This is a genomic window from Streptomyces sp. NPDC017943, from assembly GCF_044328425.1.
Classification (GTDB): domain Bacteria; phylum Actinomycetota; class Actinomycetes; order Streptomycetales; family Streptomycetaceae; genus Streptomyces; species Streptomyces djakartensis_A.
Genome location: NZ_JBIRHH010000001.1, coordinates 462331 through 478222, shown reverse-complemented (window position 1 = coordinate 478222; position 15892 = coordinate 462331). Strand labels below are relative to the sequence as shown.

Below are 15892 nucleotides of genomic sequence, written 5' to 3'. Positions count from 1 at the left end.
TCCTCCGGCGGATGGGTGGAGTTGCCGATGGGGCTGCGCGCCGCCGATGGGACCGGCAGCGCATGCACTGCCGACGGTGCCGGCAGAGCCGTGGGTCGACGGGAGCACACGTCTTCGAGTGTCGCGACCTCGTGTGATTACGGCATCTTGCCATTCGGACTGCGCCATTCTGGGGGCCAGCCATGTCAAAATCGGATAACGGGCGATCCCCGAACCGCACCACTCCGGTACATCACGGCCGGACCTTCTGTGGGAATCTTTCGTTCCGGCCGGAAGATCTTCGGTACATCCCAGGATTTCGAGACGGGGTCCATGGGCTTCGCCGCCGCTTGAGTGGTTCTCCCTGGTTTGTCCAGGCCTTGTACCGATATTGGACGAAGAGTCAGGGCACCGTCATGTGACCTTGGCGTTATGGACTCGTCCCAGGAGCCTTCCGTCCGGTAAGAAGGGTCTTCACACCCCTCATCCGGGGCTCAGGGCGCGTGTGCGGCGCGCCCGTCGCGTACGCGCCCGTACGTATCACGTACACAGCACGACCACGGCGGTACGCGGTCCCGCCCACCCCTCACCAGGAGTGGCCACCCTCAAACCGATGAAGATTTAAGGGGTAAAAGAAAGTGGCAGCGGAGATCGTCAATCCTCGCAGCGAGAGCAAGACCGGCGATACGGATCCCGAGGGCGGTGCGGAGCCCCTCGACTCCTTCGATCCGGCATTCGCGCTGCACCGCGGCGGCAAGATGGCCGTGCAGGCCACGGTGCCGGTCCGCGACAAGGACGACCTGTCCCTGGCGTACACGCCCGGCGTCGCGAAGGTGTGCAGCGCGATCGCGGAGCAGCCGGAGCTCGTGCACGACTACACGTGGAAGTCGTCGGTCGTGGCCGTCGTGACGGACGGCACGGCCGTTCTGGGGCTCGGTGACATCGGGCCCGAGGCCTCCCTCCCGGTGATGGAGGGCAAGGCCATCCTGTTCAAGCAGTTCGGCGGTGTGGACGCCGTTCCGATCGCGCTGAACTGCACGGACGTCGACGAGATCGTCGAGACGGTGGTGCGCCTCGCGCCCTCGTTCGGCGGAGTCAACCTGGAGGACATCTCGGCGCCGCGGTGCTTCGAGATCGAGCGGAAGCTGCAGGAGCGGCTGGACATCCCGGTCTTCCACGACGACCAGCACGGCACGGCGGTCGTCACGCTCGCCGCCCTGCGCAACGCCGCCCGGCTGAGCGGGCGGGCGGTGGGCGACCTGCGGGCCGTCATCTCCGGCGCCGGCGCGGCCGGTGTCGCGATCGCGAAGATGCTGGTCGAGGCCGGTATCGGGGACGTCGCGGTGGCCGACCGCAAGGGTGTCGTGTCGGCGGACCGCGAGGACCTCACGCCCGTGAAGCGGGACGTGGCCGGGTTCACGAACAAGGCCGGGCTGACCGGGTCGCTGGAGTCGGCGCTGGCCGGTGCCGACGTGTTCATCGGCGTGTCCGGCGGGACCGTCCCGGAGTCCGCGGTCGCCACGATGGCCGAAGGCGCCTTCGTCTTCGCCATGGCGAACCCGAACCCCGAGGTCCATCCGGAGGTCGCGCACAAGTACGCGGCGGTCGTCGCCACCGGGCGGTCGGACTTCCCGAACCAGATCAACAACGTCCTGGCGTTCCCGGGGATCTTCGCCGGCGCCCTCCAGGTGCGGGCGTCCCGGATCACCGAGGGGATGAAGCTGGCCGCCGCCGAGGCGCTGGCCGCCGTCGTCGGGGACGATCTGGCCGCCGACTACGTCATCCCGTCGCCCTTCGACGAGCGTGTCGCACCCGCCGTGACCGCTGCGGTCGCGGCGGCGGCCCGCGCGGAGGGCGTGGCCCGGCGCTGACAGCGCCGACCGTGCCGTGAGGTGACCCCGTCCGGGTGCGGACGGGGTCATTTCTTTGCCGGGCGGTACGGCCGATCGGGTGGAGCAGGCCGGTCCCGACCGATGCGGTGCCCGTCCTGTGCCGTCCGCCCGTGCGGGTCCCGTGTCCTCGCGGGGTGCGGGCCCTGCCCCGGTGGCTGCGGGCACCACCCGCGGGCTCCTGGCAAGAGGGTGTGTCTCACAGGGCGGTGTGGTTCCTTCGCCACAGCCGGGAACCTATCGTCAAGGTCATGTTCGCCGTCTACGCCGCCCGAATCGACCGCGACCAGCCGCTCTCCGGCCTGGAGTCGGGGGAGCGTCCCGCCCCCGAGGCCCGTCCCGGCTGGAGCACCGTCAACGTCAAGGCCGCCTCCCTCAACCACCACGACCTCTGGTCCCTGCGCGGGGTCGGCCTCGCCGAGGACAAGCTGCCGATGATCCTCGGCTGCGACGCCGCGGGCGTCGACGAGGACGGCAACGAGGTCGTCCTGCACTCCGTCATCGGCCAGAGCGGACACGGGGTCGGCCCGAAGGAGCCCCGTTCCATCCTCACCGAGCGCTACCAGGGGACGTTCGCCGAGCAGGTCGCGGTGCCGACCTGGAACATCCTGCCGAAGCCGAAGGGGCTGTCCTTCGAGGAGGCCGCCTGCCTGCCCACGGCCTGGCTGACCGCCTACCGGATGCTGTTCACCAACGCGGGTGTCCGGCCGGGCGATTCCGTGCTCGTCCAGGGCGCCGGCGGCGGTGTCGCCACGGCCGCCATCGTGCTGGGCAGGGCCGCCGGCCTGAAGGTGTTCGCCACCAGCCGCGACGAGGCCCGGCGCAAGCGGGCCCTGGAGCTGGGGGCCGTGGAGGCGCTGGAGTCCGGGGCGCGGCTGCCCCATCGGGTCGACGCCGTGATCGAGACCGTGGGGGCCGCCACCTGGTCGCACTCGGTGAAGTCGCTGAAGCCGGGCGGCACGCTCGTCATCTCCGGCGCCACCAGCGGCGACCGGCCCTCGCACGCTGAGCTGACCCGGATCTTCTTCCTGGAGCTCAAGGTCGTCGGCTCCACGATGGGCACCAAGGACGAGCTGGAGGACCTGCTGTCCTTCTGCGCCACCACCGGTGTACGGCCCGTCATCGACGAGGTGCTGCCCCTGGACCGGGCCCGCGAGGGCTTCGAGCGGCTGGCCGCGGGTGAGCAGTTCGGGAAGGTCGTGCTGACCAATCCCTGAGGGGATTCCGCACGCAGACGCGCTGGTCGACGGCCGGTCCGGAAACGGGCCGGCCGTTGCGCATGTCAACCGGGGTTGACGAGCACGGGGGCGTCAACGTAAGTTGACGTCATGACCGAAGCGACCGATCTGGCCGAGCGGGCCGGTGACCGGGACCCGCGGGTCGGCCTGCGGGCCGTCGCCGCCCTGCGCCGGCTGCTGGAGCAGCTGGAGGCCGTGCAGGTGCGCAACGCGCGCAACCAGGGCTGGTCCTGGCAGGAGATCGCCACCGAACTCGGTGTGAGCAGGCAGGCCGTGCACAAGAAGTACGGGAGGCATTGATGTTCGAGCGGTTCACCAAGGACGCGCGGGACGTGGTGAAGGGCGCGTTCTCCCACGTGGAGGGCGGACGGAGCGTGGAGCCGGAGCACCTGCTGCTGGCCCTGCTCGACCGGGAGGGCAGCCGCGGCTCGTTCGCCCTCGCGGCGCTGGGGCTCGGGGAGGACCGGGAGCCCGTGCGCGAGGCACTGCGGGAGGCGCGGCGACGGGCCGGGCTCTCCCGCGCCGAGAGCGACGCGCTGGCCGGGCTGGGTATCGACGTGGCCGAGATCGTCGCCCGGGTGGAGGGCGTGCACGGAGCGGGTGCGTTGTCCGGCGACCCGAAGGACCGGCGGTGGTGGTCCGCCGGGCGTCCCTCCTTCGGACGGGGCGCGAAGGACGTGCTGGAACGCTCCCTGCGGGCCGCGCTGGCACAGCACGACCGGCACATCGGGGACGAGCACATCCTGCTGGCCCTGACCACCCGCCCGGGCGTGCCCGCCGAGGTCCTCGCCGACCACGGGGTGACGTACGAGTCCCTGGTGCGGGTGCTGTACGGACGCGGCGGCGAGGCCAAGGCCGGCTGAGCGGGGGCCGGTCACCTCCTCGGGGAGCGCAGCAGCGCTCCTATGTGGGCCGCCGCCGTCGACAGGTGGCGGCGGGCGTCGCGGAGCTGGTCCGGCGTCACGCCGTTGTCCCGGGCCGCGTCGCGGATGTCGTCCCGGAAGCGGTCGAGCAGGCGGTCCAGGTCGCGGGCCGGGTCGCCGGTGGAGTCCGCCGCGTCCTCATGGGCCCAGACGGGTTCGTAGGCCGCCGGGAAGTCCTGCGCCGGCTGCTCGTGCGCCGGCTGGTCGCGCGCCGGGTCCGGGGCGGGTGGGGCGGTCCTGCCCGTGCCGGACCAGTCGAAGCCGAAGTCCTTGCCGTAGTCCTTCCCGAACTCGCCCATCTCCTTGACCAGTTCGCTCAGGCCCTCGCGCAGCCCGGCCGGCCAGTCACCGCGGGCGAAGCGGTCCTGCACCTGCTCCTGGACCCGGCGGGTGATGCGCTGCATCTGCTCCTGGGCCTGGGCCCGCGCCTGCTCCTGGGCCTCCTTCGCCTGGCGCCGGGCCCGCTGGGCGTCCTCGCGGGCCCGGCGGCTCTCGTCCTTGGCCCGCCGGGCCTGCTCCTTCCACTCCTGCCGGGCGCGGCGCATCTCCTCCTTGGCGATGCGCCAGGCCTCCTTGTCGCCGAACGGCGGGACGTCACCGGGGGAGGTGCCGCCCTCCGTGCCGCCCGAGCCGGGGCCCCGGCGCGCCTCCGTCGCCGCCGCGCGCATCTCGCGGCGCAGGTCGCCCGCGGCGCCGCGGACGTCCGCCTGGATCTCGGCGGCCAGTTCCGCGACCGACTCCCGGATCTCCAGCTCCAGATCGGCCAGTTCACCGCTGCGGTCGGCCAGCTCGGCGCGCCCCGCGTCCGTGATCGAGTAGACCTTGCGGCCGCCCTCGGTGGTGTGGGTGACCAGGCCCTCGGCCTCCAGCTTGGCCAGCCGGGGGTAGACGGTGCCCGCCGACGGCGCGTACAGCCCCTGGAAGCGCTCCTCGAGGAGGCGGATCACCTCGTAGCCGTGGCGCGGGGCCTCGTCGAGCAGCTTCAGCAGGTAGAGGCGGAGGCGGCCGTGGGCGAAGACGGGGGGCATGTCAGAGCACCTTCTTGTCGGTCGAGCCGTCGGCCGGGGCGCCGTCGACGCCGGTGTCCCGGCCGGAGACGGAATTGTCTCCCGAGCCGGCCGGCGTCCCGCCCCGCGGGTCGGCGGGCGGGGTGCCGGGCCGGGCGTCCCCGGGAGCGGTGTCCTCGTCCTCCCGGGCGGGGCGGCGCAGCAGGGCGATGGAGCCGGAGACGGTGGTGGCCCGCAGCCTGCCGGTGCCCGCGCCGAGCCTGCCCGCGATCTTGTGCGCGCCCCACTGGCCGTAGACCCGCAGGCCCTCGAAGGCGTTGGAGATGGCGCCGCTCGCCGTGTTCGCCTCGACCTCCGCGTCCGCCGGGTACGGCAGGCGGATGGCGATCTCGCCCGAGACGCTGGTCAGCCGCACGTCCGTCGGGCCGTCCGGGTCGAGGTCGACGATCATGGAGCCGCTGACGGATTCGGCCCGCACGGAGGGCCCGGAGCCCTCGACCACGGTGAGATCGCCGGAGACGGAGTTGAACCGGAGCTCGCCCGTCACGTCCTGGGCCTCCAGGCTCCCGGAGACCGTGTCGGCGCGGACCGGGCCGGACAGGCCCACCAGCGTCGTGTCGCCGGTGACGCCCTTGACCACCGACGGGCCGCGGAGGCCGGAGACCACCGCCGCCGCGCCGACCACGCCCACCTCGACGCGGGTGCCGGCCGGGACGGCCAGGGAGACCACCGCGCTGCGCTGCCAGCCCTTGCGGTCCAGCCACTTGAGGAAGCCCTTCCAGGGCAGGTCCTCGTACGCCACGGTGAGGGTGCCGTGCTGCTGGGTCACCACCAGGGGCGGCCCCTCGATCTCGGAGACCTCCAGCCGGGCGGAACCCTCGTCGGTGCCCACCACGTTCACCGTGCCGTTGACCACGCGCACGTGGAGATCGCGCACGGGCTCGTCGAAGGTGAGCTTCACCGGTTCCGTGACGGACCACTCGGGCATGGCAGACCTCCCTGACGGGACGCGCCATATCGCGTCCTCTCGCATTCACGATATATCGCGGTCGAGGAAAGTCAAGACACCCGTTGTGTGGACGGGGGGCAGTCATAAGTGCTCACAGGTGGGCAAATCGCCCTACCGTGGGACCATGCCGACGGAAGCCGCCCCTACGGGCTCTGCCTCTGGGGCGTTGCTGCTGTGCCGGGCGGCGCCCTCCGCCGTCGCGGCGGTGGCCCCGCTGCTGCGCGAACCGATGCAGCTGACGCGCGCGGGTGACGGGTGGAGCGTGCTCGTTCCCGAGGGCGGCCCCTGGCGGGACGGCGACGAGCCCATCGACCGGGTGGTGACCGGCTGGGCCGGTGCCCTGGCCGTCGGTGCGCCGTGGCCCGTGCTCGCGCTGTGGTGGGACGCGGACCACGCGGGCTTCACGCTGGCCACCGGGTTCCGCCGCCCGGTCGGCTTCGTCTGGCTCTCCCGCGGCGTCCCGGTCGGGGAGGACGAGGCGATGCGGACCTTCGCCGCGCGGGTGGGGCTCGACCCCGTCCTGGACCTCCAGGCCCTCGACCGGCTGACCGCACCCGACACGACGGCCGACGCCCGCGCCCGGCTGCGTGGCCTGCTGGCGGTCCTCACGCGCGTGGGCGTCTCGATGCCCCCGGAACTCGTCCCCGGGCTGCCCGCCGACCGCCTCCGCGAAGCCGTCGCGGTCCTGCCGGACAGCCGCCGTGTCGAGTGGCCCGGCCTGCGCGAGGCGGCGGGGGAGCGCGGCGCCGTCACGCACAGCCGCCCGGGTGCCTGGATGCCCTGGACGGGCGGCCCCGCAGCGCACGTCCTCGCCCTGGCCCAGATCGCGGCGGGCGTCCCCCTGCTGGTCCGGGGCCTGCGCCGGCCCGGCGGACGCTGGGGCTGGGTCACGGCCGGCGCGCTGCTCCTCGCGCACGGCACCGCGGGGCTGGCCTACCGGGTGACCCACCCGCGCGACTGAAGCCGGACCTGCCGGGCTCCGGAACAGGAGGGGCCCACCCGGAGTGCCGGAGCCGGCGCGTGGAGGAGTCCGCGCGGGTGCTACTCGTCGTCCTCGTCGTCCAGCCGGGCCAGCCACGTCGCGAGGCGTTCCACCGGGACCTCGAAGTCGGGGTTGAGGTCCACGAACGTGCGCAGCTGCTCGGCCAGCCACTCGAAGGTGACCTCCTCCTCGCCGCGCCGCTTCTCCAGTTCCTCGATGCCACGGTCCGTGAAGTACATGCCGTCAAGGATAGGGGGGTGCGAAACGGCCGGGCCGCACCCCCACCAGCGGGGATGCGGCCCGGCCGCGGACGCGCGAGGGCGGTTACGCCTCGAACACCTCACGCACCAGCTGCTCCTGCTCGGCCTGGTGCCGCTTGGCGGAACCGACGGCCGGGGACGAGGAGTGCGGACGCGAGATGCGGCGCAGACGCTCGCCGTGCGGCACCTCGGCGCCGACGGCCAGGTCCAGGTGGTCGATCAGGTTGAGCGCGATGAACGGCCAGGCACCCTGGTTCGCCGGCTCCTCCTGGGCCCACAGGTACTTCTCGGCGTTCGGGTACTTCTTGATCTCCGCCTGGAGCTCGGTACCCGGCAGCGGGTACAGGCGCTCGATGCGGATGATCGCCGTGTCCGTCACACCGCGCTTCTGACGCTCGGCCTCCAGGTCGTAGTAGACCTTGCCGGCGCAGAAGACGACCTTCTTCACGGCGGCCGGGTCGACCGAGGCGTCGCCGATGACCGGCTGGAACTGGCCCGTCGTGAACTCCTCCGCCTTGGCCGCCGCCGCCTTCAGGCGCAGCATCGACTTCGGCGTGAAGACCACCAGCGGCTTGTGGTGCGGGTTGTGCACCTGCCACCGCAGGAGGTGGAAGTAGTTCGACGGCGACGTCGGCATGGCGACCGTCATGTTGTTCTGCGCGCACATCTGGAGGAAGCGCTCGGGGCGGGCCGAGGAGTGGTCCGGGCCCTGGCCCTCGTAGCCGTGCGGCAGCAGCAGCACGACGCCCGAGGTCTGGGCCCACTTCTGCTCGGCCGACGAGATGAACTCGTCCACGACCGTCTGCGCGCCGTTGACGAAGTCGCCGAACTGCGCCTCCCACATCACGAGCGCCTCGGGGCGGGCCAGCGAGTAGCCGTACTCGAAGCCCATCGCCGCGTACTCGGAGAGCAGGGAGTTGTAGACGTTGAGCCGCGCCTGGTCCTCGGAGAGGTACTGCAGCGGCGTGTACTCCTCGCCCGTGCTGCGGTCGATGATGACCGCGTGGCGCTGGCCGAACGTACCGCGCTGCGAGTCCTGGCCGGCCAGGCGGACCGGCACGCCCTCCAGCAGGAGGGAACCGATCGCGAGGGTCTCGCCCATGCCCCAGTCGATGGTGCCGTCCTCGACCATCGACGCCCGGCGCTGCAGCTGCGGCAGCAGACGCGGGTGGACGGTGATGTGGTCGGGGATGTTGACCTGCGACTCGGCGATCCGCTTGACGACCTCCGTGGTCACCGCGGTGTTCACGGCGACCGGGAACTCGGCCTGCGGGTCGGACGTCTCCACCGTGTTCGGCTGCGAGGTGGCCTCGCGGACCTCGGTGAAGACCTTCTCCAGCTGGCCCTGGTAGTCCTGCAGCGCCTGCTCGGCCTCTTCCAGGGTGATGTCGCCGCGACCGATGAGGGACTCGGTGTAGAGCTTGCGCACCGAGCGCTTCTTGTCGATCAGGTCGTACATCAGCGGCTGGGTGAAGGCCGGGTTGTCCGACTCGTTGTGACCGCGGCGGCGGTAGCAGATGAGGTCGATCACCACGTCCTTGTTGAACGCCTGGCGGAACTCGAAGGCGAGCCGCGCGACGCGGACCACGGCCTCCGGGTCGTCGCCGTTCACGTGGAAGATCGGGGCCTCGATCATGCGGGCCACGTCCGTCGCGTACATGGAGGAGCGCGAGGACTCGGGGGCCGCGGTGAAGCCGACCTGGTTGTTGATGACGATGTGGACCGTGCCGCCGGTGCGGTAGCCGCGCAGCTGCGACATGTTCAGGGTCTCGGCCACCACGCCCTGGCCCGCGAAGGCCGCGTCGCCGTGGATCGCCACCGGCAGGACCGTGAAGTCCGTGCCGCCCTTGTTGATGATGTCCTGCTTGGCGCGCGAGACGCCCTCCAGGACCGGGTCCACCGCCTCCAGGTGCGAGGGGTTCGCGACCAGGGAGACCTTGATCTGCTCGCCGTCCAGGCCGGTGAAGGTGCCCTCGGCGCCCAGGTGGTACTTCACGTCACCGGAGCCGTGCATCGACTTCGGGTCGAGGTTGCCCTCGAACTCGCGGAAGATCTGGGCGTAGGACTTGCCGACGATGTTCGCCAGGACGTTCAGGCGGCCGCGGTGGGCCATGCCGACGACGACCTCGTCCAGGCGGGACTCCGCGGCGCTGTCGAGGACCGCGTCCAGCAGCGGGATGACGGACTCGCCGCCCTCCAGGGAGAAGCGCTTCTGGCCGACGTACTTCGTCTGCAGGAACGTCTCGAAGGCCTCGGCCGCGTTCAGCCGGCGCAGGATGCGCAGCTGCTCCTCGCGCTCCGGCTTGGAGTGCGGGCGCTCGACGCGGTCCTGGATCCACTTGCGCTGCTTGGGGTCCTGGATGTGCATGAACTCGATGCCGGTGGTGCGGCAGTACGAGTCGCGCAGGACGCCGAGGATGTCGCGCAGCTTCATCATCGACTTGCCGGCGAAGCCGCCGACGGCGAACTCGCGCTCCAGGTCCCAGAGCGTGAGGCCGTGCTCGGTGATGTCCAGGTCGGGGTGCTTGCGCTGCTGGTACTCCAGCGGGTCGGTGTCGGCCATGACGTGGCCGCGGACCCGGTAGGAGTGGATCAGCTCGAAGACGCGGGCGGCCTTGGTGACGTCGTCGTCGTGGCTGGCGTCGATGTCCTTGAGCCAGCGGACCGGCTCGTAGGGGATGCGCAGCGCCTCGAAGATGTCGTCGTAGAAGCCGTTCTCGCCGAGGAGGAGGTTCGCGACGATCCGCAGGAACTCGCCGGAGGCGGCGCCCTGGATGACCCGGTGGTCGTAGGTCGACGTGAGCGTCATGACCTTCGAGATGCCGAGCTTGTTCAGGGTGTCCTGGGAGGTGCCCTGGAACTCCGCGGGGTAGTCCATGGAGCCGACGCCCATGATCACGGACTGGCCGGGCATCAGACGCGGCACGGAGTGCACGGTGCCGAGGCCGCCCGGGTTGGTCAGGGAGACCGTCACCCCGGTGAAGTCGTCCATGCCCAGCTTGCCGTCACGGGCGCGGCGGACGATGTCCTCGTAGGCCTGCCAGAACTCGAAGAAGTTCAGCGTCTCGGCCTTCTTGATGCCCGCGACCACGAGCTGGCGGTCGCCGTTGGGCTTGACCAGGTCGATCGCGAGGCCGAAGTTGACGTGCTCCGGCTTGACCAGGGTCGGCTTGCCGTCCTTCTCCGCGAAGGAGTAGTTCATCGACGGCATGGCCTTGATGGCCTGCACCATCGCGTAGCCGATCAGGTGCGTGAAGGAGATCTTCCCGCCCCGGGCGCGCTTCAGGTGGTTGTTGATGACGATGCGGTTGTCGAACAGCAGCTTCACCGGGACCGCGCGCACGGACGTGGCCGTGGGCACCTCCAGGGAGGCGTTCATGTTCTTCGCGACCGCGGCGGCCGGGCCGCGCAGCACGACGTGCTCGGGGCCCGAGGGGGCCTCGGCGGCGGGCTCGGCCTTCTTCGCCTGGGCGGCCTGCTTGGCGGCGGCCGGCTTCGCGGGGGCCGGGGCGGCCTTCGCGGGAGCGGCGGCCTGGGCCGGGGCCTGTGCGGCGGGCTTCGGCTGGGCCGGGGCCTGCGCGGGAGCCGGGGCCGGAGCCTGCGCCTGGGCGGGGGCCGGAGCGGCGGCGGGCTTCTGGGCCTGCTCGGCCGCAGGCGCGGGGGCCTGGGCGGGAGCGGCCGGAGCCGCCGGCTGAGCGGTGGTGGTGGTCCCCGCGGCCCCCGCGGCCGCGGTACCCGCCGGAGCCGGGGCGCCAGCGGCGCCCGGCTTGTAGTCGGCGAAGAAGTCCCACCAGGCTCGGTCTACCGAATTCGGGTCCTGGAGGTACTGCTGATAGATCTCGTCGACGAGCCACTCGTTGGCACCGAACGACGCAGCGGGGTTCTTGCCCGCTTGGTCGGTGTCGGTCGAGATGCTCGAGTTACTGGGGGACTGTGGCGACACGGCGGCAACCGCCCTCTTCCGCTTCACAAGATGATGGACAGCGGGAATCAAGGCTACGCCTCCCCGACGGGGAAGGTCAGGCCGGGCCCGTTCAACGTCGTGCAAGTCACATCTTGGAGCGTGTTTCGGAGCTTGAAATGGCGGGAAACAAGCGTGGTTCCGCTTTGGCAGGCAAGGGTGGAGCGGGGCCTGGCGCGCCGACGGCGCGGGCCTGTGCCTGATCACACGTGTCCGTCTGCGAGGACGCTCGTGGATCTTGTGACTCCGGTTCGAACTTTACGTCAACTTGGCGTTGAGGTGACTCCCGGGAGAGTGACAAGAATCCGGCAACCCCGCTCGGATTCGGCCACTCCGATCCGGCCGCCGTGCAGATCCACCGCCCAGCGGGCGATCGCCAGCCCGAGTCCCGTGCCCCCGTCGCTGCCCGGCCCCTGCGGGCGCTTGGCGCTGCCGCGGTTGAACCGCTCGAAGACGCGGTGCCACTCCGACTTGGGGATGCCCGGACCCTCGTCCAGGACCTCCAGCTCCAGCGACTCCGGCAGCGCCCCGCGCCGCGCCTTGACCGTCACCCGGCCGTGCGGCGGGCTGTGCTTGACCGCGTTGTCGATGAGGTTGGCGACGACCTGGTGGATGCGCTCGGGGTCCGCGTGGGCGGTCAGCTCCGGCGGATGGACGTCGAGGTGCAGATGGACGTCCGTACGGGTGTGACTGCCCGAGCCGGTGGCGATGCCGGCGCGCACGGAGGCGACCATGTTGGCCTCCTTCAGCACGCCGGACAGGTACGGCCACACCTCGAACCGCCGCTTCTTCAGCGGCACCACGCCGTTGTCCAGGCGGGACAGGTCCAGCAGGGTCTCCACCAGCCGGCCGAGCCGCTCGGTCTGCTTCAGCGCCGTGCGCATGGTCTCCGGATCGGCCTGCGTGACGCCGTCGACGATGTTCTCCAGCACCGCGCGCAGCCCCGCGATGGGCGTGCGCAGCTCGTGCGAGACGTTCGCCACCAGCTCCTTGCGCTGGCTGTCCTGCGCCTCCAGCTCGTCGGCCATGGCGTTGATGGTCACGGCCAGGTCGCCGAGCTCGTCCCGGCGGTTCTCCCGCGTGCGGCGGGTGTAGTCGCCCTGGGAGATGGAGCGGGCCACCGCCGTCATCTCGTCCAGCGGGGCGGTGAGCGAATGGGCCACGAACTGCGTGATGAGCAGGGTGGCGATCATCGAGAAGACCGTGATGAAGCGCAGCTCCGTCTTGGTGTGCACCGCGATCACCGACAGACCCGTCGTGATCAGCACCGAGATGACGACGAGCGCGCCCAGCTTGGTCTTGATCGAGAACGGGCTCACCCTGCCCCAGGGCTCCGGCTCCCGGGGGTTCCTCCGTGCGGCCGGCCCGCGGCTCATGGCGTCGGGGTCTCCAGGGCGTAGCCCACGCCGTGCACCGTGCGGATCCGCTCAGCGCCGATCTTCCGGCGCAGCGCCTTGATGTGGCTGTCGACCGTGCGGGTGCCCGAGGCGTCCGCCCAGTCCCAGACCTCGGCCAGGAGCTGCTCGCGCGAGAGGACCGCGCGCGGGGTGTTCGCCAGGCACACCAGCAGGTCGAACTCGGTGGGCGTGAGGTGGACGTCCTCACTGCGCACCCGGACCCGGCGCTGGGCGTGGTCGATCTCCAGCTCGCCCAGGCGCAGGATGCCGGAGCGGGGGGTGGCCGCCGCGATGGCGGCCCGCTCCACCCGGCGCAGCAGCACGTGCACGCGCGCCGCCAGTTCCCGCATCGAGAACGGCTTGGTCATGTAGTCGTCGGCGCCGACGCCGAGCCCGACCAGCATGTCGGTCTCGTCGTCGCGCGCGGTCAGCATCAGCACCGGCACCGGGCGGGCGGCCTGCACGCGACGGCAGACCTCCAGGCCGTCGAAGCCGGGCAGCATGATGTCGAGGATCAGCAGGTCGGGCTGCCACGCCTCGGCGGTGTCGACCGCGGACGGACCGTCGCCGGCGGTTTGCACGAGGAATCCCTCGGCTCGCAGACGGGTCGCGATGGCATCCACGATCGTGGCGTCGTCCTCGACGACCAGCACCCGGCGCTGTGCGCCCGGTGCAGCCGTCGCGGAACCGTTGTGGGAGGTGTGTGTCTGCTCCATCGCCCGCCCCTGGGGTGTGCTTTCCGGAATCAGTGGGGTGATTCCTTCTGACTGGCTGTGCCTGCGCATGGTTGCGATTGACGCTTGAATGATCGGCGCCAGGGGAGCAGCGTACGGGGCTGCGGCGCGCCATTGCTATCCAGGGCGGACGCCGAGGTGGACGACGTCCGGAACGCCCCGGGCAACGGGGATCTCTTCGGTACGCACCTGTTGGAACCCGGCATTCCGCAAGGTTCCCTCGAATTCCGGAGACGGCTGCGCGGACCAGACAGCGAGCACTCCACCGGGCCTCAACACCCGGGCGCAGCACGCCAGTCCGGCCTCCCCGTAGAGCGCGTCGTTGTCCTCGGTGACCGTCCAGTCGGGTCCGTTGTCGATGTCGAGGCACAGGGCGTCGTACGTGGCGGATGTCTCACGGAGGTGGGCCACCAGGTCCGCCTCGACGATGTCGGTGCGCGGGTCCGCGAGCGCCTCGGCGGACAGGGCCGCGAGCGGGCCGGAGCGGTGCCACTCCACGATCGCGTGCTCGCGTTCGACCACGGTGATCCGGCCCCAGCGCGGATCGGCCGCCGCGTGTGCGAGGGAGAAGCCGACGCCGAGCCCGCCGATCAGCACGTCGGGGTGGTCCCGGCCGGGCAGGGCGTCCAGCGCCGCGTCGACCAGGCGCCGCTCCGAGCGGCCGTCGGAGGTGTCCATCAGGAAGGTGCCGTTGGCGATGATCTCCAGCCGGTCGCCGTGCCGCCGCAGCACGACCTCGCCGTGCGGCCCCTCGCGCCGGTCCAGAACGTCAGGCCTGTCGTATGAGGTGGGCATCGCATCATCCTGGCAGGTCCGGGACGGCGGGTGCGGGGAATTGTCTGTGGGGTGCCGCCGGCGGGACGCGAAGGTCCCCGCGGGGCCTGTGCGCGGGGAGCACGCGCGCGTGGGCCGTCGCGGACACTGGGACACACGGGGCGAATGCCGGGCAGGACGGAGGGAGCGCCCGTGGTGGAACGCACCGCGCCACCCGACGGGACGGCCGCACCGGAATCGACCGGCCGGCCCACCGGAGGGGCGACGGCCGCACCGGCATCGGCCGGCCGGCCCGCCGGAGGGGCGCCCGTGCCGCTCGACGGGGTGCCGCGCCAGGGGTGCCCGCGCGTGGCGGCGGGGACCGGCGCACGGCGCACCCCGGAAGCGGGCCCGCGCCGGGCCGCGGCGGGTGGAGTGCGGCCCTGGCGGCTGCTGCCCACGCCCGCCGGGACGCCGTTCACCTTCTGGTACACCGTCGTGCTCTGCGCGACCGGGCTGATCGCCGCGCTCGCGGACCCCGCCGTGGTGCACGCGCTGCTCCAGGGCTCCAGCACCGACGTGGCCCACCTGGTGCGGACGCCGGAGCTGGTGCTGGTCGGCAGCGCGCTGTGGATCGCGGGCGGGCCGGCCTCCCCGTCCGCCGTCGGCTTCGTGCTGGTGCTGACCGCGCTGGAGCGGCGGATCGGCGGGCTGCGCACGGCCGGCGTCTTCCTGCTCGGCCATGTCCTGGCCACTTTGACGACCGAGGTGCCGGTGGGCCTCGCCGTGCTGGCCGGGGACCTCCCGGGATCCTCGCTGCACCGCATGGACTACGGCGTGAGCTTCGGTGTCGCGGCGGTCTGCGGCGCCCTGGCCGGCCTGCTGCCGCCGTGGCTGCGGGTGCTGTCGCCGGCCGCCCTGGGCGCGGTGCTCGTGCGGGACCTGCTCGCCCTCACCGACCCCGTGACCGCGTGGGGGCATCTGATCGCCCTGGCGGTCGGGATCGCGCTCTGGCCGCAGGTGCGCCGGTGGCGCGCAGCCCGGCGGCTTCCTCCGGGTGCCCGGCAGGAGGCTGGTGCCCGGCGGGCGGCGCCTCAGGGCTGAGCGGCGGGCGGCGGGCCGTACCGGGCGCTGGTCAGCGGGGCCACCACCTGCCAGCCCACGGCCTCGTAGAGAGCGCGCCCCGCGGGTGTGCCCGCCAGGACGCCGGTGCGCGCGCCCTGCCGGTACGCGACCTGCTGCAACGTCCGCACCACCAGGCTGCCGAGTCCCTTGCGGCGGTGTGCGGCCGCCGTCTCGATCCGGTCGGCGACGGCGGTGCCGCCCGTCGGCGTGATCTGGCCGCGCGCCGCGAGGGACCCGTCGGGCGCGGCCACCATCAGCCGCGTCACTCCGTCGCGCGACCAGGTGCGCAGCCGGTAGCCGTCGGGAACCTCCGGGACGTCGTCCTCCGTCAGCGGCAAGGTCATCAGCCAGCCGGTCTCCGGATCGATCCACCAGCCGGGGCCGAGCCAGCCGGAGACCACCGCCGGGTCCCGGAACGCCTTGAGCCACACGCCGTGCCCGGTGACCCCGCCGGCCACCTTGCGGACCGTCGTCTCGTCCAGGGCGTCGCCCGTGGTGCCGAGGACGTGCCGGGTGGCGTGCCCGATCAGGCCCACGTCGATCGTCCAGCCCCACGGCTCGGCCACGGGCGGGGCCGCCCCGCGCGACACGACCCACCCCTCCACCCACGCCTGCACGGTCTCGTCCACGCATCC

General features: G+C 72.1%; 14 protein-coding genes. 6 read left to right on the top strand and 8 right to left on the bottom strand.

The genetic code is table 11. The features are described 5' to 3' along the window. The first annotated feature begins 617 nt into the window (after positions 1-617). The 4 genes from ACH4C6_RS02050 to ACH4C6_RS02035 all read left to right on the top strand — a co-directional run bounded on the left by ACH4C6_RS02050 (position 618) and on the right by ACH4C6_RS02035 (position 3969). Positions 618-1850 (top strand): NADP-dependent malic enzyme, encoded by a 1233-nt coding sequence (locus ACH4C6_RS02050; protein ID WP_398106597.1) that lies wholly within the window; start codon positions 618-620, stop codon positions 1848-1850. Between the two features lie 269 nt (positions 1851-2119). Continuing rightward, the gene (locus tag ACH4C6_RS02045) at positions 2120-3085 is read left to right on the top strand and encodes a zinc-binding dehydrogenase (RefSeq protein ID WP_398106596.1); all 966 of its coding nucleotides are present in this window, start codon (positions 2120-2122) and stop codon (positions 3083-3085) included. Between the two features lie 111 nt (positions 3086-3196). Further along, the gene (locus tag ACH4C6_RS02040) at positions 3197-3406 is read left to right on the top strand and encodes an HTH domain-containing protein (protein ID WP_003992902.1); all 210 of its coding nucleotides are present in this window, start codon (positions 3197-3199) and stop codon (positions 3404-3406) included. Then, positions 3406-3969, top strand: coding sequence for a Clp protease N-terminal domain-containing protein (locus ACH4C6_RS02035; RefSeq protein ID WP_398106595.1), 564 nt, complete (start codon positions 3406-3408; stop codon positions 3967-3969). Before ACH4C6_RS02040 ends, ACH4C6_RS02035 begins: the two co-directional genes overlap by 1 nt. 11 nt (positions 3970-3980) lie before the next feature. Here the strand turns inward: ACH4C6_RS02035 and ACH4C6_RS02030 are convergent, their stop codons facing one another. Next, positions 3981-5057 (bottom strand): PadR family transcriptional regulator, encoded by a 1077-nt coding sequence (locus ACH4C6_RS02030; RefSeq protein WP_398106594.1) that lies wholly within the window; start codon positions 5055-5057, stop codon positions 3981-3983. A gap of 1 nt (position 5058) precedes the next feature. Continuing rightward, a complete protein-coding gene (locus tag ACH4C6_RS02025; RefSeq protein WP_398106593.1) occupies positions 5059-6024 on the bottom strand; it encodes a DUF4097 family beta strand repeat-containing protein in 966 nt (321 codons plus the stop codon). A 145-nt stretch (positions 6025-6169) separates the two neighbouring features. On the opposite strand from ACH4C6_RS02025, the gene ACH4C6_RS02020 reads away from it, so the two are divergent. Beyond that, the gene (locus ACH4C6_RS02020; protein WP_398106592.1) at positions 6170-7006 is read left to right on the top strand and encodes a hypothetical protein; all 837 of its coding nucleotides are present in this window, start codon (positions 6170-6172) and stop codon (positions 7004-7006) included. 80 nt (positions 7007-7086) lie between these two features. Here ACH4C6_RS02020 and ACH4C6_RS02015 read toward each other — a convergent pair whose 3' ends face one another. The 5 genes from ACH4C6_RS02015 to ACH4C6_RS01995 form a co-directional block, all read right to left on the bottom strand. Continuing rightward, positions 7087-7266, bottom strand: coding sequence for a DUF6104 family protein (locus ACH4C6_RS02015; RefSeq protein ID WP_003992906.1), 180 nt, complete (start codon positions 7264-7266; stop codon positions 7087-7089). 85 nt (positions 7267-7351) lie between these two features. Further along, a complete protein-coding gene (locus tag ACH4C6_RS02010; RefSeq protein ID WP_398106591.1) occupies positions 7352-11230 on the bottom strand; it encodes a multifunctional oxoglutarate decarboxylase/oxoglutarate dehydrogenase thiamine pyrophosphate-binding subunit/dihydrolipoyllysine-residue succinyltransferase subunit in 3879 nt (1292 codons plus the stop codon). 281 nt (positions 11231-11511) lie between these two features. Beyond that, complete coding sequence (locus ACH4C6_RS02005; RefSeq protein WP_398106590.1) at positions 11512-12624, bottom strand: ATP-binding protein; 1113 nt, start codon at positions 12622-12624, stop codon at positions 11512-11514. Next, on the bottom strand, positions 12621-13361 hold the full coding sequence (locus tag ACH4C6_RS02000; RefSeq protein ID WP_333933999.1) for a response regulator transcription factor: 741 nt from the start codon (positions 13359-13361) through the stop codon (positions 12621-12623). Before ACH4C6_RS02000 ends, ACH4C6_RS02005 begins: the two co-directional genes overlap by 4 nt. A gap of 135 nt (positions 13362-13496) precedes the next feature. After that, positions 13497-14174, bottom strand: a complete 678-nt coding sequence (locus tag ACH4C6_RS01995) for a spermidine synthase (protein WP_398106589.1) — start codon at positions 14172-14174, stop codon at positions 13497-13499. Positions 14175-14348: 174 nt separating this feature from the next. Here ACH4C6_RS01995 and ACH4C6_RS01990 point away from each other — a divergent pair, with 174 nt between their 5' ends. After that, positions 14349-15236, top strand: coding sequence for a rhomboid-like protein (locus ACH4C6_RS01990; RefSeq protein ID WP_398107110.1), 888 nt, complete (start codon positions 14349-14351; stop codon positions 15234-15236). Here the strand turns inward: ACH4C6_RS01990 and ACH4C6_RS01985 are convergent. Beyond that, complete coding sequence (locus ACH4C6_RS01985; RefSeq protein ID WP_398106588.1) at positions 15227-15886, bottom strand: GNAT family N-acetyltransferase; 660 nt, start codon at positions 15884-15886, stop codon at positions 15227-15229. The two genes, ACH4C6_RS01990 and ACH4C6_RS01985, sit on opposite strands and share 10 nt — an antisense overlap. Positions 15887-15892: the final 6 nt, after the last annotated feature.

Excerpts from the sequence above, each read along its gene's own strand:
- ACH4C6_RS02045 (WP_398106596.1), top strand. The coding sequence starts at position 2,120 with ATGTTCGCCGTCTACGCCGCCCGAATCGACCGCGACCAGCCGCTCTCC.
- ACH4C6_RS02040 (WP_003992902.1), top strand. The coding sequence starts at position 3,197 with ATGACCGAAGCGACCGATCTGGCCGAGCGGGCCGGTGACCGGGACCCG.
- ACH4C6_RS02035 (WP_398106595.1), top strand. The coding sequence starts at position 3,406 with ATGTTCGAGCGGTTCACCAAGGACGCGCGGGACGTGGTGAAGGGCGCG.
- ACH4C6_RS02030 (WP_398106594.1), bottom strand. The coding sequence starts at position 5,057 with ATGCCCCCCGTCTTCGCCCACGGCCGCCTCCGCCTCTACCTGCTGAAG.
- ACH4C6_RS02025 (WP_398106593.1), bottom strand. The coding sequence starts at position 6,024 with ATGCCCGAGTGGTCCGTCACGGAACCGGTGAAGCTCACCTTCGACGAG.
- ACH4C6_RS02020 (WP_398106592.1), top strand. The coding sequence starts at position 6,170 with ATGCCGACGGAAGCCGCCCCTACGGGCTCTGCCTCTGGGGCGTTGCTG.
- ACH4C6_RS02015 (WP_003992906.1), bottom strand. The coding sequence starts at position 7,266 with ATGTACTTCACGGACCGTGGCATCGAGGAACTGGAGAAGCGGCGCGGC.
- ACH4C6_RS02005 (WP_398106590.1), bottom strand. The coding sequence starts at position 12,624 with ATGAGCCGCGGGCCGGCCGCACGGAGGAACCCCCGGGAGCCGGAGCCC.
- ACH4C6_RS02000 (WP_333933999.1), bottom strand. The coding sequence starts at position 13,361 with ATGGAGCAGACACACACCTCCCACAACGGTTCCGCGACGGCTGCACCG.
- ACH4C6_RS01995 (WP_398106589.1), bottom strand. The coding sequence starts at position 14,174 with ATGCCCACCTCATACGACAGGCCTGACGTTCTGGACCGGCGCGAGGGG.